This is a genomic window from Streptomyces sp. NPDC031497 (assembly GCF_055580905.1).
The window spans coordinates 1-23676 of the sequence record NZ_JBVIKO010000052.1 but is presented as its reverse complement, the minus strand read 5'-3'; the positions used below and the strand labels follow the sequence as shown (position 1 = coordinate 23676).

Genomic DNA, 23676 nt, shown 5'->3' with positions numbered 1-23676 from the left:
CACCATCAAACCCTCATCAACATCCGGCCACTCCATACCCGTCAAAACAGCAAACGCCCTACCCAACGACGAATCCGGATCCAAACGCATAAACCTAGCGCCTGCCACTTTCGTTGATCTTACGCAGGGCTTCGTCCTGCGAATTCTTGAAGCTCGTGCCGGACAAAATGGTGTTCATCGCTGCGCCTTGCATCGCCGTTCGTAGCGCGGCAACGGCCTTCAGCAACTCACGGTGAGCCGGCGCGTAGTTGGTTTCAAACGCTTTGCCGAAATCACTGGTGCCCCATGGCGGCTCCGTAGCCTCCCACGTCGTTTGCTGTTCGAAGTCAACGCCAAGTCCGGCTGCGGTTTCGCTGAGCTGGGCCGTAATGTCGCCGCCCTTGACAACTGTGTCCGGCAGTGCGACGAAGCTGTCGTCAGCCACGGGATCCTCCCGCACGGCGCGCACGGTCGCCGGCCGGGGCACCGGAGGTGCCCTTGAAAGAGAGGCCTTCGATACCCGTCGATTCGAGCAGTCGGTCAAGGTCGAGCTCTTCGAGCTTTGCCGCGGCAATGCCTGAGCCGATCCCCGCGATCGATTCGAACTGCTGCTTGGCGCGGCCGGCGACTTCCTCGCGCGCCCGGGTAATGACCTCCAGGACACTGGCGGCGAGTTTCTGAGCGGTCATCGTCTGGTGCTTGTTACCCAGGAAGCGCAGGGCGGTCACTTCACCCTGGCAGCCGACTGTCACCTCGACTGCCTGGTCCTTGGACCGGGCGGTCGAGGATAGCGAGCTGATTTCCTCCTGCGCTCGCATTAGGGCCCCGTAGTGGCGGGTGAAATCGGTCAGTGCCTCCTGCACGCGGAGTTCGTAGTTTTCTGCCATGGTGTCTCGTCCTTTTGTTCGGGAAAATGGCCGTGGTACGCACGGTGGTTTCCAGGCGTGATATCTGATGCGCGAAGGCGGGCGGCGTCAGCGTCCGATCGACGCCGGCAGGCCGCCGTCCTCTGTCCCCCAGACGTCGTCACGGTCGTCCGACCAGCCCGACTGGCCGCTTTGAGTGCTGGGCCGGGCGAATCCGCCGGCACCGGCCCGGTCCCGGCGCGGCCTGCTGAGGAGTTCCTCGGAGTCCTCTTCTTCTTCCTCGTACGGTTCCGGGTCGTCCTGGGCGGCCGCACGCGACATTTGCTGGGTGGCGAAGAAGGCTCCGTCGGCCTCGTCCTCGCCGTACACCTCGCGGACGCGTTCCTGCTGTTTCTCGCCGCCTTGCTGGCCCTGGCCCATTCGGGACATGCCCATCATCATCATCGGGGAGAGCATGGAGCTGATGTTCGAGTCGGCCCCGGTGGAGGCGGCCGCGGACTGGCCAAGAGCCGATTGCAGGTCTCCCGTCGAACCGTCTGTTCCCGCCGCCGCTCCCGCGGTGGCGCTCTGGCCGGACAGGTCGGCGGTAGAGGGGCTGGGCAAGGTCTGGAACTGCCCGTCAGGGGTGGAGACGGTGCTGCTGCCGTCGGGGAACGTCGTGGTGGTGATTCCGCCCGTACCGGTGGTGGCCGTGGTACCGGCGGGGTAGTGGACGGTGGTGGTTCCGTCGGGGCTCTGGGTGGTCAAAGACCCCAGGTCGCCGATACCGACGGAGGAAGTGGGCACCTGGGTCCCGGACGTCTGGCCGATGCCCCCGCCGCCGACGGTGGTTCCGTCGGCCGTGGTCGTGGTGACCGTGCCGTCGGGGTTGAGCGTATACGTGCCCCCGTCGGGCAGAGTGGTGGTGACCGATCCGTCGGAGCCCAGCGTGGTGCTCGACCCGTCGGAGTTCAGCACGCTCTGTCCGGGGTCCAGGTGTGTGGAGATGGTCTGGCCGGCGGGCGTGAGGGTGGTGACTATCCCGGTGTCGGGTGTGAGGGTGGACGTGCTTCCGTCGGGGAAGGAGGTGCTGACGCTGCCGTCGGGGTTCTGGGTGGTGACACTCCCGTCGGGAGCTGTGAAGTGGGTCTGCCCGTCGGCGCCCGTAGTCTCGGTCACCCCATTGGCGAACTGGGTGGTCGAGGAGCCGTCGGGCTGGGTGGTCGTCACGCTGCCGTCGGGGTGCGAGGTTAGCGTCGAACCGTCCGTCAAATGGCTCGTGACGCCGCCGTTGCCGTCCAGGCTGATCGTCGAACCGTCCGGGTTCGTGATCGACTGCCCCGGGTCCAGCGTGCTCGTCGTCGTCACACCGCCCGCGGACGTCGACGTCACCGTGCCGTCCGGGCCCACCTGAATCGTGCTGCCGTCCGCGAACTGGGTCGTCACACCACCGTTGTTGTCGGGCGTTGTACTGGTGCCGTCCGGTGAGGTGACGTGGATCTGGCCGCCGGCGTCGACGGTCTGGGTGCTGCCGTCAGGGAACTGGGTGGTCGAGGAGCCGTCGGGTTGAGTGGTCGTCACACTCCCGTCGGGGTTCGTGGTTAGCGTCGAACCGTCCGCCGAATGGCTCGTGACGCCGCCGTTGCCGTCCAGGCTGATCGTCGAACCGTCCGGGTTCGTGATCGACTGCCCCGGGTCCAGCGTGCTCGTCGTCGTCACACCGCCCGCGGACGTCGACGTCACCGTGCCGTCCGGGCCCACCTGAATCGTGCTGCCGTCCGCGAACTGGGTCGTCACACCACCGTCGCCGGTGGCCGTGGTGTTGCTGCCACCGGAGCCAGTCTGCCCGGACGAACCCGAGGCAGTGGTCAGTGTCTGGGTGGACCCGGTCGGAATGCCGAGCAACGACGTACCGAGGTCAGGCGTCGCGCCGGAGGTCCCTGTGCCGGCCGTCACGGCCGCGCCACCGGTGAACGGGTCGGAGCCCGTCAGGTCCGACACCGACGGGACGGCCGCGGTGTCGACGGTCGTGGCGTCGGGAACCTGCGCGGTGCCGACATCCGCAGTGGAGGTGTCGGGCACCGTGGACGTCACAGAAGTCGTGCCCGAGGCGCCGAGACCGTCGGACGAGAGTCCGCCGGAGCCGGAGGTCTGGAAGTCGGTGGTACCGGTCGGGGTGCTGACGGTCGTGATGTCCGCGCCGCCGGTGCCGACACCGGCGGGAATATTCGTCGTGACCGACGGACTCGCCCCGTCCGCGGTCTGCGTCGTACCGTCGAGCAGGGTGGAGCCCTGGGGTACATCGACGCTCGTGGTACCGGTATCGGTACCCGAGACCGCGTTGCCTATGTTCTGCCCGATGTTGCCGAGGTTGTCCTCGAACTGCCCGAAGTTGTCGCCCAGCGTCTGGATGTTCTGGCCCAGGTCGTTGACACCGGTCTGATAGTTCTGGGTCTGCTGTTCGATCTGCTTCTGCTGCTTCTCGGCTTCCTTCTGCGCCTCCTCTTGCTGCTTCTGAGCCTCCTCCTGCTGCTTCTGCGCCTCCTCCTGCTGCTTCTCAGCGATCTCCTGCTGTAGCTGATCGGCGAGACTGGCGGAAGGAATGTCCTGGAAGGCGAAGCGAGTGTTCCAGCTGGGGTCGAGAACGCGGCTCCAGTTCTCGGCGAGCGTTTTCATCGACGCAATTGCCGGCTCGTCGAGGTTGGACCGAAGATTGTTCTCAAAGCGATTGACCGCTTCCTGGGCGACGCCCGACCACGTGCTGGTGTCCCTCAGATCACCCCACTGGATAGTGGAGCTGAAGCCTCCCACGGTGTGCCATTTGTGTTCCTGCCCCTCGGCTTCGCTGTAGCTAGTCCTATAGACGACCTTGGAGGTGTTGTACTCACCGATCCAAACGGCAATGTTCCCCATGAGTTCATTCAGGACATCGCGAGGCTCGGCCGCGAGCGGATAGTAGCCGGTGCTGCCGTCGGGGTTGATGACCGGAACGAAGTGCCCGCGCCAATAGAACTTGCTGTACTGCTCGTACATCTGGGCCGCGGCCTGGTGAAGCATATTCTCCGCGCCCACGAGTTGGTCACCGTGCAGCGTGGAAGCGTGATAGCCCGGCGTGGATACAGAGCCGTACTGCCCCTGGAAGCCGGGCGGCTGCAATTGGGCAGTGAAGTGGTCATATTTATCATGAAGATTTTGCAGCAGGTCACGGAAGACGTCAGCCGCCGTGCCCTTGTACGCGGCGTTCTCGGCCCCGAGTTGATCGATCCAGTCCTGGATCAGCGCGGTGTGCTCGCGGAAGAATTGGCCTGCCGCGTCGAAGGAGCGGGCTGTCTTAATGAACGAGTGCAAGTCGACGCCGTCAGTAGTCGAAGGCGCCCCAGCATCGGAAGATGCCCCCGTGGTCTGGAACGTATTGACAAGTTCGTTGAGTGCCTTATCGCTGCGCTCCAGGTAAGCATGCCCCTGGGAGAGATCGACGTAGTGCACATCCGCCTGGTACATGTCCACACCGCTGTTGTGTGGTACATAGAACTGGAAAGAAGCTCCATCGTCCTTCAAGATGTTGACCGGATGAGTGGACTTCTTCTTCTTTTTTACAGAAACATTGATCCAGGGTATGCCGCTGTCGCCCTTGAGGCTGGTGATGTCGCCGCGTTCGGGCAGCGTCCAGCCCGTGACCAGCTTGACGATGTGTTCCCAGTTGTCGATGGCCAAGGCAAGGACTCCAGACAGGGCAGCGGACAGCCGACGGCACCGCCGGGGCGACGGTGCCGAGGTGGGTCAGAGTGAGACCGGGTCAGGTCACCGTCGTGGTGCTCGTGCTGCCGGACCCACTACCGCTTATGTCACCGTCGTACTCGCGGATGGCGGTGAGAAAATCCTGGCCCTGAACCTTGTCCAGTGAGGCTTCCTGGGTCTTCTTCATCGTGGAGACCACGTCATGGAGATTCGACTTCAGAGCATCAAAGGCACTCAGGTGACGGTTGTACACGGTGTCGATCGCCTGGGCCGCCTGAGTCGTGTGGCTGACCAACTGCTGCCCCGCGGTGTCCGCGTCGCCCGCCAGCGCTCCGATGACGAAGGGGCCGGCGGGCACAGTCGCGACGTCGTAGAGGGACAGATGATCTGCGTCGCTGGTGCGCTGCCGCGTGATGTCGTCCCTGAAATGCTGGACGTCTTCGTCCGCGAACTTCGTCAGGGAATCCGGGTCGAGCTTCGTCAGATCACTCATGGGGAGAGTTCCTCGTATGTCGGGACCGGGCAGTGGCCTGTGTCGCCGACTGCTGGGACGGTCGGCTCGAGGGGCGAGTAGCCTCTGGGTCAGAACTTGATCTCTTCGAAGCCCTGCGCGTTCTTGCGGACGGTCGCCTGGTACATGTCGTTGATGCCTGTCAGCGTCTCCGCGTGGCTGGACAGAATGGTGGACAGCGCGGCGACCTCGGCGTTCCACGTCGGCTGGATGCGGTTCCAGTAGATGTCGGCGTCGATACCCTCCCACTGGCTCACCAGCGGGACGAGATCCTGCTCGAGCTGGCTGATGATGCCCTGGATCTGCGTGGTTGCGGCCTGCATGTCTTCGGTGACCGCCGAGATGCTCGTGTGCTTGATGAAGATGCCGTCGGACATGATGCGCTCCTCGTGGGTTCGGTGATGTCGGCGGTCAGGCGGAGAGCTGGTTGTACACGCTGTCGTGCACTTCCTGCCCGAAGTGGCTCAGCTGCCCCGCCGCGCTGACCACGGCCTCCTGGGCGCTTGCCTGGGCACCGCTGGCGTTCTGCTTGCTGAAACCGAGCATGTTCATCATCGCTTCGAGCGTCTGCTCGATACGCTGTTCCTCGGCCAGCCAGGTTCCGACAACGCGGTTGAAGTGGACGCCGTCCTCGCCCTGGTAGCTCGCCTGAAGCTCCATCCGCTCCGTTTCGACCGCGTGATAGATGGAGTTCAGCTTGTTGTGGGCCTCTTCCAGAAGCCCGATGGCCTGGTTGTAAGTGGACGAGGATGACTGCTGCAGGTTGCCTGGGGTGCTCATAGTGCCGCTACCTTCCGTCGGAACCGGGAGTGATGGGGGGAACGAAGTGGCCGGTGCCGCAAGGAGGCGTTCGTCTCGGGCCGCCCGACCGGTAATCAAGTGGAATGTTGCACGTCACCACCGATCTACACGTGTGGATGCTAGCCACATCTGACCCTCAACTACAAGCGTTCTCAAGGAATGTATGTGACACACGGAGCGAAGTACGTTTGCCATCAGCACACTTGGGTTACTACCGGGCCTCCATCGAAACCCTGGCGTAACACCTGAGACTCTCCTCCGCATACGGCTTCGTTCACACGTTTGTCCCTTGTCCAGCGGGCCCCGATCCACACCGATCGCCGGTCACGGCCGTGTTCTGTCCCGCAGTGGCCGCCTCCGGAGAGAGATCGGGACCGCTCGGCAGCATGTCGAGCAGCGGAGCAGGAATCTGCTGCGCCGTCTTGAGGTCGTAGCCCAGAGCCTGCGCCGCCTTCTCGGACGTGATGCGGTACTTGCGCCCGGTGTCGGTCACCAGAAAGGTGGTGTCGCCCAGCGCTACGCCCGAACTTCCCAGTGCCCGCACCAGGGCGCCGCCCGACGGCGGTACGGAGATCGCGTCCACGCTCAAGCAGGTCCGGGCTGGAGAACCGGCCGGCGATGAGGCATGTGTGTCCACTTCGTTCGCGGCCACCGTTTCCAGGGCCACGCCGGTGCCCTGGTCGGCGTGCGGTACCAGTCGCACGCACAGATCCGACCCGTTCCCGGCACCGGACAGCCGCGGAGGAGTGGAGGGCAGGGCCGACCCGGCCCGCGCCACCGCCGCGGCCTCACCGGTCTTGGGGGCCGGTGCCTGCCCCAGCACTTCGGACGACAGGGCGAGTGCTTGCGGGACTCCGCCGCCGTAAGCCTTCTCGCGGGTGGCGGACGCGCTGAGCATCAGTGCGGCCTGGGTGGTGGTCAAAGGAGTCAGGCCACTATGCAAAAGCAGGTAGTACTGCTGATCGGCACCGGGTGTGCGCACCACGAAGACCTGGCCGACACGGGTGCTGTTGCCGTCGAGTCGCGGTCCCCGCTCACCCAGCCCGCTCACGTCCGGTGCCGCGAAGTCCGCACCGGCGGGAACCGCGTCCAGGAACGCGGCCGACACCTGCAGAGGCTCGGCCGCACCGTAGCCCAGCGCCGTGGCCGCCGCCCGGCCCGCGCTCAGCCGGTGCCGGGTGGCTCCGCGCAGCAGATACAACTCTCCCTGCTGGTCACGGACCAGGAAGCCTGCCGAGGGCTGGGCCGTGCCTGTCAGCCCGGAATCCACTACCAAGGTGGTCGTGGCCCTGGTGCCGCCGGCGTCGGTGGTCGCCGTTCCGGCACATGCCTCCCACGCCGCGGACCCGCTCGTGCCTGCGGCGGGCAGGTCGTCGGGAGCGTCGGGAATACCGACGGGATCGCCGTGCGCGGTTCCCTCCAACGAGGCGGACGAGACCGTGTCGGTGGCGAGATCGGCACCCACCAGCAGACGAGCCGAAGCGTAGTTGCGTACTGGCCGCAACTGCCGGCCGTCGAAGAGATACCGGGCACCGGTCGACTTGTCGATGACCAGCGTACGGCCGTCACGCCAACCGGCCGCTCCACCGGGACTGATGAGTCCGTACACCAGGAATCCGACACTCAGCACGGCCGCGAAGGCCGATCCGATGGCCACGGCCTTCTCGGTGCGGCGGGTGGGCGGCTCGGGCAGGTCGGGGTCGGACCTCAGCAGTCCGGAAGTCAGACGGGAAACCGTGAAACGGTAAGCCTGCACCTGATCACGCCGGTTGTGCATCATGCTTATTCTCCGTCGTTCATCCGTTGGCCGAGCGCAGCACCTGGTAGAGGCCGAGAGTCCACAGCACGGACGGCAGCAGCGCGAACGCGGTCACGGACTGGAGCAGGTCCCCGGCACGACCCCAGTGAGGCAGCAGGCGGCGACCCGGCACCGTCCAGGCGATGATGGCCAGGCCCGTCGCGCACGCCAGCAGCACGGCCGCGACCAGCAGGCGCTCCCCGTCGCTCCGTCGCACGGCGAGGGCGACGGCCGCGGCGACCGGCCCGAGAAGGGCGGGCATGAGCAGGGACAGCCTCTGCCAGGCCGTGCCGAGCATCCGCCCGTGGAGGAAAAGCAGCGCCCCGAGCAGGCCGCACGTGACCAGTTGCGGTGTCTGCGGCCTGCTGGCCATGGCGACCAGACTGGCGGCACAGACGATCCCGACACCGCCGTACAGGCCGGTCATCCAGTGGTCCGTGGCCGCTGCCTGCACGGCGACATCACTTCCGGCATAGGGCTCGATGCCCTCCTGAAGCTGCTCGGAGGTGGTGGGCAGGGGCGGCAGCCGCAGTCCTGCCAGTGCGAAGGACAGCCGGGGAACGAAGGCGCCGAAGACGACGGCGATCGCCGCGGCGCCCGCCGCCGCGTCGGAAAGCGGTGCGTCCAGCACCAGCATCAGAGTCCCCGCGGCGACCCCGCCGACGCAGATGACGCCGAACCCGGCGAAGACGGCGCCGAACGCGGCGACCACCGTGAAGGCCAGCGCCGTGCCGATGCCCGCCGCCAGACTCCCCGCCAGAAGTTCGGCTCCGGCCCCCGCGTGGGTCCGCGGGGTCGACCAGGGGTCACCGGCCACGAGTACGCCGGCCAGACCGAGAAACGCGGCGGCGAACAGGCCGAACAGAACGCCGCCAGGGGGATCGTCCAGGACCTTCACCGCCGCGCCGGCGCCCGCGAGGGCCAGCAGGACGGCACCGGCCGACAGACACGCGCGGGAGGTGACATCACCGGGCAGCGCCAGAACGAACAGGCATGCGAGCAGCACCACACCGGTCATCACCCGAAGCGTCCATCGGCTGACGCCCGGACTCCAGGCGTGCGGCAGACCGCGCATCGTGCTGGCGACGGCGTCGACCAGGTTGTCGAACCGGACGGGCGGCAGCGCCTCCTGTTCCGGGCGAAGCAGCAGAACCTCACCGTCCCGCAGATCCAGCGTGTCGGGTGTGCCTTCCGGATCCAGGGGTGAACCACCGATACGCTGCAGCACCCAGCCGCCGTTTTCCAGCCCTTCCTCCTCCAGTTGCTCGCCGGCCTGGCCGACCACGACCGGGAGGAGGTCCGCAAGCGGAATGTCCGCCGGGACGGCAAGGTCCAGGATCTTCTCCGGGGCACGTATCGTCACGCGGCACAGTCCCGCGACGGAGCCTTCGCTCATTTGCGTCTCACATCTCTGCTCCGGCGCGCCGTGTGTACCGTGCGGGAATGTCGAATCCCGCACGCCGCCTGGCCGCCGGCTTGTTGCTCGGCTGATGACGTGGCTCCCGCGGCCCGGCCGCAGGGGAGGGAGATACTCCGCGAGCACCGGCAGGACTGCGGCGGACCGCTGTTGGAGACCTCGGTGGTGCCCGATAGTCTCACAAGTACCACCCCCTCGCGCCAGGGCTCCGCCGAACCTCCGCACAGCAGGTCCCATGTCGTCCACGGTCCTGGCCCGTCACGCACACGTGTGATGTCCCAGGCGGTGAACGAATACCGGATGTTTCACCGGACAACACCTGCTGATTCCACTGCTGGTGCCATGTATTGCGAAAAGCGGTCCGGCAGTCCGGAAGCCGCAGTTGCCCGAAGGAGATTTCATTGACTGTGGTCAACTTCCGCCGGCCGGCCCGGCGGCGCGGACCCGAGGCACCCGAGGGCGAACTGGCACTGCAGGAGCCGCCGGTGATGTCGGAGCGTGCCCCCGACTCGAACTCGGGCATGCTCACCTATCTGCCGATGGCCATGATGTCGGGCGCGATGGTGCTGCTCTACGTACGCCCCGGCCAGAGCTCGAACCCCATGACCTACGTGGTCGTCGGTGTCATGGGCGTGGCCATGGTGGTGATGCTCCTCGGTCAGGTGATGCGCGGCGGCGTGGAGCGGCGCAACCGGCTCAAGGGCGCACGACGTGACTACTTGCGCTACCTCAGCGGCGTCAGGCGCCGGGTCCGGGCCGCGGTGTCGGAGCAGCAGCAGGCACTGGCCTGGCGGCACCCACGGCCGACCGCCCTGTGGACGATGGCTCGTACCACCCGGCTGTGGGAACGCCGTGTATCGGACGCCGACTTCGGCGAGGTCCGCATCGCCGTGGGCGAGCAGCGGCTCGGCCTGCACCTGCGCACGAACACCACCAAGCCCGTCGAGGACCTGGATCCGCTGACCGCCCACGCCCTGCGAGCTTTCGTCAACGCCTACGCGACCGTCCCCGAGCAGCCCATCGCCGTCTTCCTGCGTGCCTGGGCGCGAGTGCTGCTGAAGGGCGAGCGCGACGAGGTGCTCGGTACCGCGCGGGCCCTGCTGGCCCAGCTGAGCGTGGCGCACTCACCTCAGGAACTGGTGATCGCCTTCTGTCTCTCCGCCGAGCACACGGACGACTGGGACTGGGCGAAATGGCTGCCGCACACGCATCATCCGTTCGAGACCGACGGAGCCGGCCCGGCACGGCTGTTCGCCTCGTCGGCTGACGAGTTGGAGGCACTGCTGGGCGACGAGTTCACCGACCGGCCGCCGTTCGAGGCGGACGCGACTCCCAGCTTCGACGAGCCGTACGCCGTCATCATCGTGGACGGCGGGCAGGTGCCGTCCGGTCACCGCATGGCCCGCCAGGGCGTCCGTAACGCCGTGGTGCTGGATCTGTCCGAGGAACTCGCCTGGCGTCCCGGCCGGACCACCCTGCGGCTACGGGTGACTGACGGCATGATCGAACTGATCCGCACCGATCGCAGTCGGCGGGAGACACCGACCACGCTGGGCACCGCGGACTACCTCGGTCCCGCCGGCGCCCGGGCGCTTGCCTCGGTACTCGCTCCCATCCGCACGGGAGCGGCGGTCGAGGTGGCGCAACCGCTGGCCACCGACGTGGAACTGACCACGCTGCTCGGCATCTCCGACCTGAACCGGCACGATCCCAAGGCCTACTGGGAACGCCGCGGCAGCAGCCCCTCACGGCGACTGCGCGTCCCCATCGCGGTGGGCCGCGACGGGCGCCCGGTCGAACTCGACATCAAGGAGTCCGCGGAGAACGGAATGGGCCCGCACGGCATGCTCATCGGAGCCACCGGCTCCGGCAAGAGTGAGCTGCTGCGCACCCTGGTGCTGGCGCTCGCGCTGAGCCACTCGTCCGAGACACTCAATTTCGTCCTCGTAGACTTCAAGGGCGGTGCCACCTTCCTGGGCCTGGACCAGCTGCCCCACACGTCCGCGGTCATCACCAACCTGGCCGACGAGGCCGCATTGGTCTCCCGCATGCAGGACGCGCTGCACGGAGAGCTGATACGTCGCCAGGAACTGCTGCGCGCGGCCGGCAACTACTCCTCCGCCCTGGACTACGAGAAGGCGCGTGCCGCCGGCACGCAGCTGGCACCGCTGCCCTCGTTGTTCGTCGTGGTCGACGAGTTCAGCGAACTGCTCTCCGCGCACCGGGAGTTCATGGACCTGTTCGTCATGATCGGCCGTCTGGGCCGTTCACTCGGCGTGCATCTGCTGCTCGCCTCACAGCGGCTGGACGAAGGCCGGATGCACCAGCTGGAGAGCCATCTCTCCTACCGGGTCGGCCTGCGTACCTTCTCCGCCATGGAGAGCCGCGGTGTGCTGGGGGTACCTGACGCCTACGAACTGCCCTCCCAGCCCGGCGCCGGCTTCCTCAAGAGCGGCACCGAACAGCTGACCCGCTTCAAGGCCGCCTACGTGTCCGGCCCCTACCGTCAGCGTTCCAGCGCCCTGGTTCAGGCACAGGTCGCCAGCCAGGTGGTGTCCTGGACCGGCAAACGAGTGGCGGAGAGGGACGTCCCGGCGGTCGATCCCGTTGTTCCCGAGGTCACGGAGGAGCAGGAGGAGGAAGAGACTCCCTCGCTGCTGTCGATCGCCGTGGACCGCCTGCGCGACTCGGGGCCACCGGCCCACCAGGTATGGCTGCCGCCCCTGTCGAAGTCTCCGACACTGGACCAGCTGCTGCCTCCCCTCGTCCCCGATCACCGGTACGGTCTGAGCACGGCGGACTGGGCGTTGCGGGGCACGCTGACGGTTCCCGTCGGCGTGGTCGACCGGCCCTTCGACCAGAAGCGTGATCTGCTGACGGTGGACCTGTCTGCCGCGGGCGGGCACGTGGCGGTCGCCGGAGGACCGCAGAGCGGCAAGTCCACTCTCGTCCGCACCCTCATCACCGCACTGGCGCTCACCCACACACCGCGCGAAGTGCAGTTCTACTGCCTCGACTTCGGCGGCGGCGCCCTGACGAGCCTGGCCGGTCTGCCGCACGTGGGCTCGGTGGCCGGCCGTCTGGAGACGGAGCGTGTGGCCCGTACGCTGGCCGAGATGACCTCGCTGCTGACCCGGCGCGAGAGACTGTTCCTGGAACACGGCATCGACACGATGGCCACCTTGCGCCGCCGCCGGGCGGCGGGTGATCTGCCCGAGGAACTGCACGGCGACGTCTTCCTGGTCGTGGACGGCTGGTCGACGGTCCGCCAGGACTTCCAGGACGACATCCCTGTCATCAGCCAGATCGCCACCCGAGGCCTGAACTACGGCGTCCACCTCATCGCCACCGCCTCACGCTGGATCGAACTGCCCGCCGCGGTCCGCGACCAGTCCGGAACCAAGCTGGAGCTGCGGATGGGCGACGCGATGGACTCCGTGGTCGACATCCGCCGCGCCGCGTCGGTGCCCCGGCTGCCGGGCCGCGGAATGACGGTCGAGACGAAGCTCCACTATCTGACCGCGCTGCCGCGCATCGACGGCACCGAGGACTCCAGCGACCTCGCCGACGGGGTCGCCGATCTCGTCGCGGCCGTCGCCGACAGCTGGAGCGGACCCACTGCCCCGGCGGTGCGGATGCTGCCCACCAGGCTGCCCGCGCACGATCTGCCCACCGTCGCACCGGATCAGCGGCTGCGCTTCCCGCTCGGCGTCGAGGAGACCGAACTCGGCACCCATTGGCACGACTTCAGTGAGACGCCGCATCTGGTCACCTTCGGCGACAACGAGTCCGGCAAGACCAACCTGCTCCGGCTCGTGGCACAGCACGTGGTCAGCAACTTCACTCCAGCCGAGGCCAGAATCCTCGTGGTGGACTACCGCAGGCAACTGGTCGAGGCGGTGCCGGAGGAGTACCGACTGGGCCACGCCGTCTCCTTGGACCAGTTGCGCAAGCAGGCGGCCGGGGCAGGCAAGGCTTTCGCGGAACGCGTTCCCGGCCCCGAGATCGCGCCGAGCCGGATGCGGCTGGCCGACTGGTGGCAGGGGCCGAGACTGTTCATCCTCGTGGACGACTACGACCTGGTCGCCCAGCCGATGCACTCTCCGCTCGAGCCCATCCTCGAACATCTGCCGCTGGGCTACGAGGTCGGGCTGCACGTCGTCGTCTCGCGGTCCGCCGCCGGATCCATGAGGGGCCTGAACGACCCGCTCGTACGCCGCATGCTGGAGGCGAACACCCCTGGGTTGCTGCTGTCGTGCCCGCGCTCGGAAGGCAGCGTATTCGGGGTCAAGCCGCGCACACTGCCGCCGGGGCGCGGAATGTACGCGACGCGGCGAGGGACCGTGCAGATCCAGACCGCCCTAATCGAGACGGGCGAAACGCCCGCACAGTGACAGGCGGTGGGCGCCCCCGGCGCCCACCGCCGTCACCCGGCAGGGGGGGGAGGACCCGCTAGAGCCTGCGGGCCCTGCGCCGCAGCGCCGCGGCCGCCAGCAGCACCAGTCCCAGCCCGGCACACACCGCGGCCAGCACCGCGGCCCGACCGGGGACGCCGCCGTCGCCGACGGCCGCCGCCACCCGCATGGGCGGATGGGCGGCGGCGGCCGTCTCCCCACGGTCGTCCAGGACCGCGGTGAGCGCTCCGTTGAGGTCGAGCCGCGGCACATCACCGGGATAGGCCGTACGCACCAGCCGCCGCAGCGTCTCGGCCGCGCTCAGCCGCGGGTAACGGGACCGCACCAGTGCGGCGGCACCGGCCACATAGGCGGCCGCGAGGGAGGCACCAGTTCCGACGAAGTGACCGTCGCCGCTGCTTGCTATACCGGTGATCTGATCGCCCGGGGCGGCCAGGTCCACCCGGGACGGCAACGGCGTGTCCGTACCCCGGGACCCGTCGGGCCCGAAATCCGCCACGGAGAGCACCCCGGACAAGGAGGCCGGCCAGAACCGCTCCACCCCCGACTGGACGTCCTGCGTGCTATCGGGGACAGCGGGTGCCACAAGCAGCACGTCATGCCGCAGCGCCCCTCGCACCGCAGTGTCCAGCGCGGCGGTGTCTGCGGGCAGCGCCGCCGACACAACGACGACCTGGCAGCCTGCGTCCACCGCGGCCGTGATGCCACGCGCCACCAGGGCCGCGTCCGCGATACCGGCCGCGTCCGTACCGCGAGCCGCGAAAATCCTCGCGCCCGGCGCCAGCCCGGCGAAGCCCACCCCGGTCCGCGGGGCGGCAGCGACCAGCCCGGCCATGAACGTGCCGTGCCCCACGCAGTCCGTTTCCGCGCCCTCGGCCGCCGACAACCGCCCCGACAGAGTGGCCGCGCGGGCCGACACGCCGGTGTCGACGACGCCCACGGTGACACCGGCGCCGTCACCGAACAGCGCAGCCTGATGTGTCCCCAATACGCGCTGGGCCCATGGCACCTGTGTCATCACCGTGGCCGACGCCTTGGTGCAGCCGGACGTGGAGGTGATCCGCGTCTGCAGCACGGGCAGCGTCACCGGGGTCGACGAGGGTGAGGGCGTGGGCGTGGCCGCCAGGGCCTGCGGGCCGACGAGCACGCTCAGCGCCGACGCGATGACGAGCGCTCGGCTGTTGTGACGCAGGGCACGCCTTCGCCAGGACTTCGGTGGGGTCACTGTTCCTCGTACCTCTCGTCACCGTCGCCGGCCCCGGCCGTGGCACGGCAGCCGTTCCAGGAACGGCCCTTGGCCGGCACCTACCTTTGCACATGTGCGATGCAGAGCGAACACATACCTTGCCCTCGGCGCAGGAGACCGTACTGTCGGTTCGACAATTCCATTGGCCGGCGCGCCGTTTCGAACACGGGATCCTGTTACGTTTCTCCTAGCACATGTGTCACGGTAGTGCGAGGGGTGACCGTGGCAGGGTATATGCGGCGTGAAGCGTCCGAAGCTCAGCACCACACCTTCGTCCCACGGTTCGGTGCCGGAGCACCCCTCCCGACGTGGCGAGCGAACTACCAGTACACGAAGGCGAGTTGACCCGATCATGATCGTTTCACCGGACCGGGTGTCCCGGATACGGCCCAGTGACGAACGGCCGTGCTCCGGAGCTCTCGTCACATGTTCGGGAAGCAGCCAGTGAGCCCCAGGATCGGCAGGCGGCAGCAGGCACAGCGCACGACACCCTCCGCTCCCACGGAGCCGAGAGGCCCTTTCACCGTCACCGAACTCGACAGCGTCCAGCTGATCCATCGCGGCAGCGCCGTTCCGCACGCTCTGGCAGACGCGGCCGCGTCCCTGTCCGACAACACCACGGACCAGGCAACCGTCCTGGTAGCCGCCGTGCCGGTCGACACCGAGCTCGACGACCTCGCGGTTCGGCTGGCTTCCGTGGTGGACGCACAGCGCGAGCGGGGAGTGCGCCTGTTGCGGCTTGTGATGTCCCAGGGCGCTGTCGACCGACCCGGAACCCCTTCCCCCGCCCGGCGGCTGTGCGAGGACCGGGGCATCGACGTGGTAGCGGCAAGCGGTGCCGCCGTCATCGTCCCCGGCGGCACTCTGTACTCCCCGGACACGGTGGATGCCCCGGGCGGGTGGTGGCACTTCTCCCGCGGTGCCGTGCCCCGCAGGCTCGGTACCCGTCTGCCCGTGCCCGGCTGGGAAGGGTACTTGGCGCGAGTCGATCCCGATGTCGTCGAGGATCACGTCGTGCTCCAGGTACCCGCGGGTCTCCTCGTACAGCCCACGGGCATGCCATCGAGCGACACGGACTCGATCGGATACGCCGTGCCCGTGGATCCCGAACGACCACTGCTGCTGGTGGGAGCGCCCGGCGGACGAGAGGTCGGTGCGGACACGCTGGCCGGCGTGCTGGCCGCTCTGCCGGGCCGAGTCCGCTCGGCCGTACGACTGCTGCCAGCAGACGGACGCGATCTCCTGGCGGTCGGCCAGGAAGCCGCGAACGCACTGGGCATGGAGATCGGCGTCGGCAGCGGGCTGCCGGTGCTGATGGAGGAGGACCCCGTACACGGTGCCGCTCGCACGACGATCCTCGCGGCAGACGGCACGGCGGCGTGGGAACCCTATGTGGAGAGCGTCACCTGCTTCCCGGCGGAAGGCGATCGCAATCCGGAGCCACGCGTCGGCGCCTGGCGTGCTCCCGCGACCGGCCTGGAAGAGGTCCAGCCGGGCGTGTTCCTGCTCGACGACCGCTGGCAGACCACTCTGACCTGGTCCGGCATGTGGGTCGGACGCCACGGCGACCGTCCACCGCTCGCCGCACGAGCGGCCGACGGCGACGTGGTCGCGATCGACCTGGGGGTGCCCGGCCGTGCCCTCGACGACTCCTTGTGGCCCGCCCTGGAGCGACTCTTCGGCGCCCTCGAGGAAGGAGTCCGCGAGCGCGCCATGATCCAGGTGCACGGCAACACCACGACGGCCGGCATGCAGGCACTACGCCGCCTGGTGGTGAAACACGGCATGGCGCTCGCGCCCAAGGGCTGGCGGTCGGAGACGGCCGCGACCGGAGTGCTGCGGACCCCAGTCGCCGTACTGCCCGGCCTGCCGGAATCGACGGAGCCCGACACGGCCGCCGTGACACCGTCGGCCGGAACGGCGGCTACGCCTCCCACAGTGACCGTGCCGGTCGTTCCTCCGGTTCAGTACGTCACCACGACCGGCGGCACCGGACCCACGGACCACGCCTCGCTGACCGGCCTGGCGGCGAACGCGGCCCCGGCAGGCTCGGCGGAGCAGGCGCCCACTGCCATGGTCCAGGAAGGGGCGACCCCGCAGACGCCGACGGCGGCGGCCACGTTCCCAGCGCCGGAATCGCCTTGGGTCCCCGTCGACCCCGCCTCCCCCGGTACATGGAGCGCCTCGCAGGAGACAGCTCGCCTCAGCCAGTCCGCGGCATCGGCGTTCCCGTCCGAAACCCCTCACCCTGTCCCGCCGCCGGCACCCGAATCGCCTGTCGGGGACCCAGACGGTACGGCCTGGTGGGCCCCGCCGGAACCACAGGTTCCGGACAGCGGTCCAACATCGGCCGCTCCCGGATCCGAACTACCGGGAACCGCACCGGATACCCGGCCGGAACAAGGAGTGAGCCCCGCCGAACCGCCCGTCGGTCCGGCGGAGGAGACCGCGTACGCCAGTCCGCTCGGCCCGTCTCTTCTGCCGGACCTGTCACCATGGCCGCCAGGCCTCCAGCCCTACGGTTCTCCCACACCCGACGTCGGCCCGGTGCCGGCGAGTCCCGTTTCGACGGCCGACGCACCGTCATGGCTCACGCCCGATACACGGGCGGCGCAGGAGGCATGGCCGACGTCGGAGTTCCAGGGAGGAGCGGCGCCTGACGAATCGGACAGTGACGAGGATGCCTCAGGACGTTCTCCGCAATGGCCGCCACCCCCGCCCGTAGGATCCCAGCCGTCCGAACCCCCATTCGACTTCGAGCCGTTCACCCCGCTGTTCACCTCAAGCACCCCGGACCTGGACGGTGACGCCTGGGCACTCGAAGAGGCCGGTGTCCCGGGGGAGACCGCGGAAGAAAGCGGCGCGGTGACGGAGGAGGCAGAAGCGTCCACAGCAGCCATGACCGGCTCCGGTCGGCCCCCCGAGGAAATATCGGGCCCGTTGGACAGCGCAGCCGGGAACCCTGCCGCCCTCCAGAACACCTTTCGCGAGGTGTCGTACGTCCCGGTACTGCCCTACCACCGCAGCAGCGCCGCGGAGCGGGATTCGCTGCGGGCCCACCTGACCGGCGAGTGGGAGCGCCACGCCAGTGCGGCACAACGGCTGCTGACCGCCCATCCCGGCCTCCGGTCCGCCGGGCAGGAGGCCGGTGACCCCGTCGCCGACCTGGCCGCCGTCTACGCCTACCTGGGCACCGCCACGGGCCCACCGACCGACGAGGACTGGGAAGCAGCGCTCACCCAGCGCGATCCCGGAACGCTGGCCTTCCTCGGCTGTCTGGCGTCCGGGCTGCGCAGACTCCCCTCCTACCGGGGCCCGGCGTTGCTGGGGGCGGGAGTGTTCGACGGCACGGCCGAGATGCTGCTGCCGGGCGAGGAGGTGGGCGCCGTGACTCCAGTCGTCGCTCATGCCCTGGACGGCGGGTACCCATCCGTGCCCGACGACCACTATCTGATCTGGTCGGTCACCGGCCGCAGAACCGGCACGCTGGCAGACGGCGACGCCGGGATCGCGCCCACCGATGTGGTTTTCGGCCCCGGCACCAGGTTCCGGGTGCTGGAGCAGCGACAGCGTGGCGAGGCATCTGCGCTGCTGCTGCGGGAGATCCCGGTGGGCGCCTCGGCGGCCGTGCCCGGCGTGCTCGACGCTTTCGACGCACCCGCTCTGGAGCGACTGCGTGGCCTCGCCGACGAGCCCGCGGGCCGGGACGACGAAGGTGTCCCCCGGACGCTGCGGCGCGGCGTACTCGGCCTGCTGACCGACGCCCTCCCCCTTGAGCCGGAGCTTTGAACGGCTCTTCCCCGATCTCCGCTCGCCCCGGCCCGCGAGGACGCGAACGCCGACGGCGGCGGTCTCTCCCCCCCATCAGCAGAAGGAGTACGGATGTCATCGGCATATCCGGCGTCCTCCGGCGCCCCGCCCGCCTCGGCGGCCACGGCGAGCGCCGGGTCACGCAGAATCCGGCACGCCGTCGCGCTGCCGTCCGCGGACGACGCCGCCACCCCCTCGAACCCCGGGGCGTCGCCTGCGGCCGACCTCGGTGACCCGGGCACCCGTGTCGAACTCGCCTATCCCGCGAGGGCCGCTGGGATGGCAACACTGGGCAATAACCATACGGCCGAACGCCGTTCCCCCGCCGGGACCTCGGAGCAGGACCCGGAGGAACCGGACGGCGGCACCGCCACCGGCCTTCGGGGCACGACGGCGGCCGGACGCCGGGCCGGCGGTCAGGCATCGCCACGCGCCGCGGCGAGCAGCGGGCACCGTGGCGGCAAGCCGCTGCTGATGGCCGCGGCCTTCGCCGGCGCCGTGCTGGCGTCGGTGCCCCTGCTGTCGCAGCACGGCGGCAAGGTCGACTACCAGGGACTGGGACGGCAGGTCCCCGTGGCCTCGGAGGCTCCAGGAGCGGCCGGCGACGGTGCGGCGTCCGACGCCGACGGCCAGGCCAGCATCATGCCGTTGCAGGACCCCGCGCAGGGAACCGCCGCCCCCCTGGTGCCGGGGGCCGCGGGCGATACACAGGGCCCTGACGGGCTCCTCTCCCCTTCGAAGGGGCCGAAGGCCTCCCAGGAGAACAGCCCGGCTACTGGACCGCGCTCCGCCACCCCGACCGGTGCCTCGTCCGCGGCCTCGGCGTCCGACGATCCGGGGCACCTCCTCAAGCCGCCGTCGGCCAAGGCCGCCACGGGGCCGGTGGGGGCGCTGGGTGTGGGCATCCTGGCCGGCGCCGATCAGGCGTCCGGCACCGTGGCCCAGCACGGGGACGGCACGGCTCCGACGGCCTCGCAGGCCACGAACCAGACGACAGCCCCCGCCCCGAAGCAGACGAAGGCGGCTAAGGCATCGTCCGCGTCCGCCGAGACGGCCGACAAGACGCCGGCTGCGACGAAGCCGTCGTCTTCCACCGCGTCGGCCACCGGAACGACGTCCGCCGCACAGACGTCCTCCAGTGGGACGGTGAAGACCGCGGCGCCGGTGAAGGCAGCCACCCCCGTCAAGGCGGCGTCCACCACCGCCACCCCCGTCAAGGCGGCCTCCACCACCGCCACCACGGCGGCGGCCACCACCACGGCCGCCACTGCCGAAGCGCCCGCGGCCTCCTCCAGCACCGACCGCCAGCGGGGCACCCGCGTGGTGACCGCGACCACGGTGCTCGACCCTGGCCAGAGTGTCGCGTCCGACCGTACGACCATCACCATGCGCACGGACGGTGACCTCGTCATCACGGACGAGAACGGCCAGGTGCGCTGGTCCTCGCACACCGCGGGCACGGGCTACAAGGCGGTCTTCCAGGACGACGGGCACTTCGTCGTCTACACGAAGGACAACGCCACCGCGTGGTCCTCGGGAACCGCTGGCAACCCCGGCGCCGAACTAGTCCTCCAGGCAGACGGCAACGTCACCATCCTGTCGTCGGGCGGGGCCGTCCTGTGGTCGGCGGGTACCCAGCACTGACGCGTGAGGACTCTCCGGCCTGAGCCGGAGTCCGCGCCGCACACGGCACCTCAGCCAGGACGCCCGGCCAGAATTCTGGCCGGGCGTCCGCCGTACCTCCCCTCAGCCGCCCTCACCGTCAGGCGGCCGCGCGCCTCGGCCACATCCTGCCGGATGCCGACGACTCGCCTGTCAAGACACACACCACAAAGATTCCACTCCAAAAGGTCACTCTGGTGGTGTGGCAGGACGTAGCCCGGCATGACCGGACCGCCGACGGCCCCCGGCGCAAACCGTTCCGGATCGGACGGCGAGCTTCGCGGAAAGCCGCTCCCGGCTCTACCACTCCAGGAAACCGATCCCGTTCCGGCAGGGAGAAACCATGACCACCGTTACCCATCAGACAGCCCCCACTCAGTTCGTGGAGGCTGAGGGTGTCCGCTACGCCTACCGCCGTCTCGGCTCGGGCGGCGAAGTGCCGCTCGTCATGCTGCAGCACTTCATCGGCAACCTCGACAACTGGGACCCGGCTCTCGTCGACGCGCTGGCGGCCGAACGTGAGGTCATCCTGGTGGACTACCCAGGAGTCGCGTCCTCCACCGGAACTCCGGCGAAGACCATCGCGCAGATGGCCCAGCAGATGATCACTTTCACCGCAGCGCTGGATCTGGAGCAGATCGACCTGCTCGGCTTCTCCATCGGCGGCTTCGCCGCGCAGGACATGGCGCTGATCCGGCCGCGTCTGATCCGCCGTCTGATCCTTGCTGGAACCGGCCCGAAGGGCGCGCCCGGCATGCATGGCTGGCGCAAGGACATCGAGACCCACGCCCGCGCCAAGGTGCCCTCCGGCGAGGACCTCCTGTACATCTTCTTCGCCCACACCGAGACCAGCCAGGCCAAGGGCAAGGAGTTCCTCGGCCGGTTCATGGCCCGCACCGAGGGCAGGGACGTGCCCAGCAGCCTCCCCTCCCGCGACGCGCAGTACGACGCCGTTCTGGAGTGGGGTATTCCCGACCACTCCGCGCTGCAGCGTCTGACCGGCATCCAGTGCCCCACGCTCGTCGTCCAGGGTGACGACGATCTGATGATCCCGACCAAGGGCAGCTATCTGCTGGCGGGTCTGATCCCGGACGCCCAAATCCGTATCTACCCCGACGCCGCCCACGCGTCCCTGTTCCAGTACCCCGCCGAAGTCGCCAAAGACGTCAACGAATTCCTCGCCTGACCCGAACCACGTCATAGGAGCCAACCATGTCCGAACTGCTCGACATCATCTTCGACGCCTACGGCGGCCGCTCCCGCTGGGAGCAGGCCAGCCAGATCACCGCCCGCCAGTTCTTCGGCGGCGCCCTGTGGGGCATGAAGGGACACCCGGGCGCCCTGAACGATGTCGACGTGACCGTCGACCTGCGGCGCGAATACGTATCTCAGAAGCCCTTCTTCAACCCTGAGCACCACACGTCCTTCTCCGCCGACCGCGTGGCCGTCGAGGATTCCGACGGCAATGTGATCGAAGAGCTGACCAACCCGCGTGCTTCCTTCGAGGGGCACGACCTGATGACTCCGTGGAACAGGCTGCAGCTGGCGTACTTCTCCGGAAGCGCCATGTGGACCTATCTGGCCGAGCCGCTGTCCCTGACGTACCCGGGGGTGCAGACGCAGGAGATCGACCCGTGGACGGAGAACGGGGAGAAGTTCCGGCGTCTGCACATCGTCTTCCCCGACACCATCGGCACCCTGAGCACGGAGCAGACCGTGTACGTCGACTCCGACGGTCTGATCCGGCGGCGGGACTACAGCGTCGAGATCGCGGGCAACACCCCCGCGGCCCATTACGTGTCGGGACACCAGGAGGTGTCCGGGCTTGTCATCCCCACCCAGCGGATGATCTACAGCCGGGACGAGAACGGCCACAAGATTCCCGAGCCGCTGGTTGTCTCCGTACGGCTGGAGAACGTCGCAGTCTCCTGACCGGCCAAGACCTTGGCGGATCCGGCACACCCTTCGGCGGGTACCGCACGTTCGTGTGCGGCGCCCGCCGAAAGGGGCCGAGGCAGATCGCGCCACTGTGGTCAAAGCGGGGACAGGAGCGCACAGGAAGACGAGGGGAGCAAGAATGAGTGTGTCGGCGGCATCCGCGGGTTCGTTCGCGATCGGCGGGAGGCTGGAGGTCAATCGCCTCGGCTACGGCACCATGCAGCTGACCGGCCTGGGCGTCTGGGGCCCCTTCCCGGACGAGACCGCCGGAGTCAGGCTGCTACGCCGGGCTGTGGACCTGGGCGTCACCCTCTTCGACACCGCCGACTCCTACGGTCCGGGTACGGCGGAGGAACTGCTCCGCAAGGCACTGCATCCTTACCCGGAGAACGTGGTGATCGCCACGAAGGCCGGGCTGACCCGCCCCGGACCAGGCCGATGGGTTCCCGACGGCCGGCCCAACTACCTGCGGCGGCAGGCGGAGTCCAGCCTGCGCAGGCTCGGTCTTGAGTGCATCCCGTTGTTCCAGTTGCACCGCATCGATCCGACCGTCCCCCTTGCCGACCAGATCGGCGTGCTCAAGGACCTGCAGGACGAGGGCAAGGTCGGCCACATCGGGCTCTCCGAGGTGGGGGTCGAGCAACTGGAACAGGCCAGGGACATCGCTCCCATCGCCTCGGTACAGAACCTCTACAACGTCGCTCAGCGTGACTCGGATGACGTGCTGGACTACGCCGAGGCGCACGGCATCGCGTTTGTGCCGTGGTTCCCGCTCGCCACGGGGCAGCTCGCCCGCCCAGGCGGCCCCCTCGCGCAGGTCGCCGAGGCACTCGGGTGCACACCGCCGCAGGCGGCACTGGCCTGGCTGCTGCGGCGCTCCCCCGTGGTGCTGCCGATCCCCGGCACGTCGTCGGTCGATCATCTGGAGGACAACGTGGCGGCCGCAGCCGTGGAGATGTCACAAGCCGACTTCGAGGCGCTGGCGCAGCCCTTCGCCTCAAACGCCTGAATCACAGCCCCCAGGGCAGGAGAGACGTGTCCGTACCGCATCCCGAGTTGACGATCAGCGTGGGCAGCACCAGGCTGTCCCATGATCGTGCGGCCGCCGCCGTGACCCGCCGGATCCTGGAAGCCGGCGGCCACCGGGTGTCCACTGTGGACGCGCCCACGGAACAGTTGTTCCGCTTGCAGGGCCTTGGCTGGCTGGACGTCCTGGTGTCGGCATGGCTGCCCTCGGCTCACGAACGCCTCCTCAGTCCCTACCGAGAACGGGCGCACGTTACCGCGCCCCAGTACCACCCGCGGCAGGTCTGGGCCGTTCCGTCCTATGTCCCCGCCCGCGCTGTGCGAGACCTCAGCGACCTTGCCCACCCGCATGTCATGGCCCGATGGGATCGGTGTGTGGCCGTTGCCTCTCCCTGGGGAGAGGGGAACAGCCCCCACCCACAACCCCTTTGCCCCCCCCCCCCTTCTCCACCCCAGGGCCCCCTTTTTCCCCCCCCCCCTGCGTCAATTT

The 23676-nt window shown here is 68.7% G+C and carries 17 protein-coding genes; 7 read left to right on the top strand and 10 right to left on the bottom strand.

The features are described from left to right. Positions 1–94: 94 nt before the first annotated feature. The 8 genes from ACZ5K7_RS47760 to eccD form a co-directional block, all read right to left on the bottom strand. Positions 95–424 (bottom strand): hypothetical protein, encoded by a 330-nt coding sequence (locus ACZ5K7_RS47760; RefSeq protein ID WP_468924814.1) that lies wholly within the window; start codon positions 422–424, stop codon positions 95–97. Continuing rightward, positions 417–866, bottom strand: a complete 450-nt coding sequence (locus ACZ5K7_RS47755; RefSeq protein WP_468924812.1) for a YbaB/EbfC family nucleoid-associated protein — start codon at positions 864–866, stop codon at positions 417–419. The genes ACZ5K7_RS47760 and ACZ5K7_RS47755 overlap by 8 nt, the downstream gene beginning before the upstream one ends. A gap of 87 nt (positions 867–953) precedes the next feature. Beyond that, complete coding sequence (locus ACZ5K7_RS47750) at positions 954–4538, bottom strand: AAWKG family protein (RefSeq protein WP_468924811.1); 3585 nt, start codon at positions 4536–4538, stop codon at positions 954–956. Between the two features lie 82 nt (positions 4539–4620). Then, the gene (locus ACZ5K7_RS47745) at positions 4621–5055 is read right to left on the bottom strand and encodes a type VII secretion system-associated protein (RefSeq protein ID WP_468924809.1); all 435 of its coding nucleotides are present in this window, start codon (positions 5053–5055) and stop codon (positions 4621–4623) included. An 89-nt stretch (positions 5056–5144) separates the two neighbouring features. Continuing rightward, positions 5145–5450 (bottom strand): WXG100 family type VII secretion target, encoded by a 306-nt coding sequence (locus ACZ5K7_RS47740; RefSeq protein ID WP_468924807.1) that lies wholly within the window; start codon positions 5448–5450, stop codon positions 5145–5147. Positions 5451–5484: 34 nt separating this feature from the next. After that, the gene (locus tag ACZ5K7_RS47735) at positions 5485–5853 is read right to left on the bottom strand and encodes a hypothetical protein (RefSeq protein WP_468924805.1); all 369 of its coding nucleotides are present in this window, start codon (positions 5851–5853) and stop codon (positions 5485–5487) included. A gap of 295 nt (positions 5854–6148) precedes the next feature. Then, positions 6149–7654: a type VII secretion protein EccB gene (eccB, locus tag ACZ5K7_RS47730; RefSeq protein ID WP_468924803.1), complete on the bottom strand. Its 1506-nt coding sequence runs from the start codon at positions 7652–7654 to the stop codon at positions 6149–6151. 16 nt (positions 7655–7670) lie between these two features. Next, positions 7671–9035 (bottom strand): type VII secretion integral membrane protein EccD, encoded by a 1365-nt coding sequence (gene eccD / locus ACZ5K7_RS47725; RefSeq protein WP_468924801.1) that lies wholly within the window; start codon positions 9033–9035, stop codon positions 7671–7673. Positions 9036–9496: 461 nt separating this feature from the next. On the opposite strand from eccD, the gene eccCa reads away from it, so the two are divergent. Continuing rightward, the gene (eccCa, locus tag ACZ5K7_RS47720) at positions 9497–13483 is read left to right on the top strand and encodes a type VII secretion protein EccCa (protein ID WP_468924818.1); all 3987 of its coding nucleotides are present in this window, start codon (positions 9497–9499) and stop codon (positions 13481–13483) included. Positions 13484–13541: 58 nt separating this feature from the next. Here the strand turns inward: eccCa and ACZ5K7_RS47715 are convergent, their stop codons facing one another. Next, complete coding sequence (locus tag ACZ5K7_RS47715) at positions 13542–14729, bottom strand: S8 family serine peptidase (protein ID WP_468924799.1); 1188 nt, start codon at positions 14727–14729, stop codon at positions 13542–13544. Positions 14730–15194: 465 nt separating this feature from the next. Here ACZ5K7_RS47715 and ACZ5K7_RS47710 point away from each other — a divergent pair, with 465 nt between their 5' ends. From ACZ5K7_RS47710 to ACZ5K7_RS47690, 5 genes are all read left to right on the top strand, one after another. After that, positions 15195–18539: a hypothetical protein gene (locus ACZ5K7_RS47710; protein ID WP_468924797.1), complete on the top strand. Its 3345-nt coding sequence runs from the start codon at positions 15195–15197 to the stop codon at positions 18537–18539. A gap of 93 nt (positions 18540–18632) precedes the next feature. Next, positions 18633–20204, top strand: a complete 1572-nt coding sequence (locus ACZ5K7_RS47705; RefSeq protein WP_468924795.1) for a hypothetical protein — start codon at positions 18633–18635, stop codon at positions 20202–20204. A gap of 361 nt (positions 20205–20565) precedes the next feature. Next, positions 20566–21408 (top strand): alpha/beta fold hydrolase, encoded by an 843-nt coding sequence (locus tag ACZ5K7_RS47700; RefSeq protein ID WP_468924793.1) that lies wholly within the window; start codon positions 20566–20568, stop codon positions 21406–21408. A 26-nt stretch (positions 21409–21434) separates the two neighbouring features. Then, on the top strand, positions 21435–22154 hold the full coding sequence (locus tag ACZ5K7_RS47695; RefSeq protein WP_468924791.1) for a hypothetical protein: 720 nt from the start codon (positions 21435–21437) through the stop codon (positions 22152–22154). Between the two features lie 145 nt (positions 22155–22299). Then, positions 22300–23169, top strand: a complete 870-nt coding sequence (locus tag ACZ5K7_RS47690; RefSeq protein ID WP_468924789.1) for an aldo/keto reductase — start codon at positions 22300–22302, stop codon at positions 23167–23169. 1 nt (position 23170) lies between these two features. On the opposite strand, the gene ACZ5K7_RS47685 is transcribed toward ACZ5K7_RS47690, so the two are convergent. Beyond that, the gene (locus ACZ5K7_RS47685; protein ID WP_468924820.1) at positions 23171–23329 is read right to left on the bottom strand and encodes a hypothetical protein; all 159 of its coding nucleotides are present in this window, start codon (positions 23327–23329) and stop codon (positions 23171–23173) included. On the opposite strand from ACZ5K7_RS47685, the gene ACZ5K7_RS47680 reads away from it, so the two are divergent. Next, the coding region (locus tag ACZ5K7_RS47680; protein WP_468924816.1) for a glycine betaine ABC transporter substrate-binding protein at positions 23271–23676 on the top strand (406 nt) is incomplete at its 3' end. The two genes, ACZ5K7_RS47685 and ACZ5K7_RS47680, sit on opposite strands and share 59 nt — an antisense overlap.

Bases quoted from the DNA above. Each gene is read 5' to 3' on its own strand.
- ACZ5K7_RS47755 (WP_468924812.1), bottom strand. From the start codon at position 866: ATGGCAGAAAACTACGAACTCCGCGTGCAGGAGGCACTGACCGATTTC.
- ACZ5K7_RS47735 (WP_468924805.1), bottom strand. From the start codon at position 5,853: ATGAGCACCCCAGGCAACCTGCAGCAGTCATCCTCGTCCACTTACAAC.
- eccB (WP_468924803.1), bottom strand. From the start codon at position 7,654: ATGATGCACAACCGGCGTGATCAGGTGCAGGCTTACCGTTTCACGGTT.
- ACZ5K7_RS47740 (WP_468924807.1), bottom strand. From the start codon at position 5,450: ATGTCCGACGGCATCTTCATCAAGCACACGAGCATCTCGGCGGTCACC.
- ACZ5K7_RS47745 (WP_468924809.1), bottom strand. From the start codon at position 5,055: ATGAGTGATCTGACGAAGCTCGACCCGGATTCCCTGACGAAGTTCGCG.
- ACZ5K7_RS47690 (WP_468924789.1), top strand. From the start codon at position 22,300: ATGAGTGTGTCGGCGGCATCCGCGGGTTCGTTCGCGATCGGCGGGAGG.
- ACZ5K7_RS47705 (WP_468924795.1), top strand. From the start codon at position 18,633: ATGTCATCGGCATATCCGGCGTCCTCCGGCGCCCCGCCCGCCTCGGCG.
- ACZ5K7_RS47700 (WP_468924793.1), top strand. From the start codon at position 20,566: ATGACCACCGTTACCCATCAGACAGCCCCCACTCAGTTCGTGGAGGCT.
- ACZ5K7_RS47695 (WP_468924791.1), top strand. From the start codon at position 21,435: ATGTCCGAACTGCTCGACATCATCTTCGACGCCTACGGCGGCCGCTCC.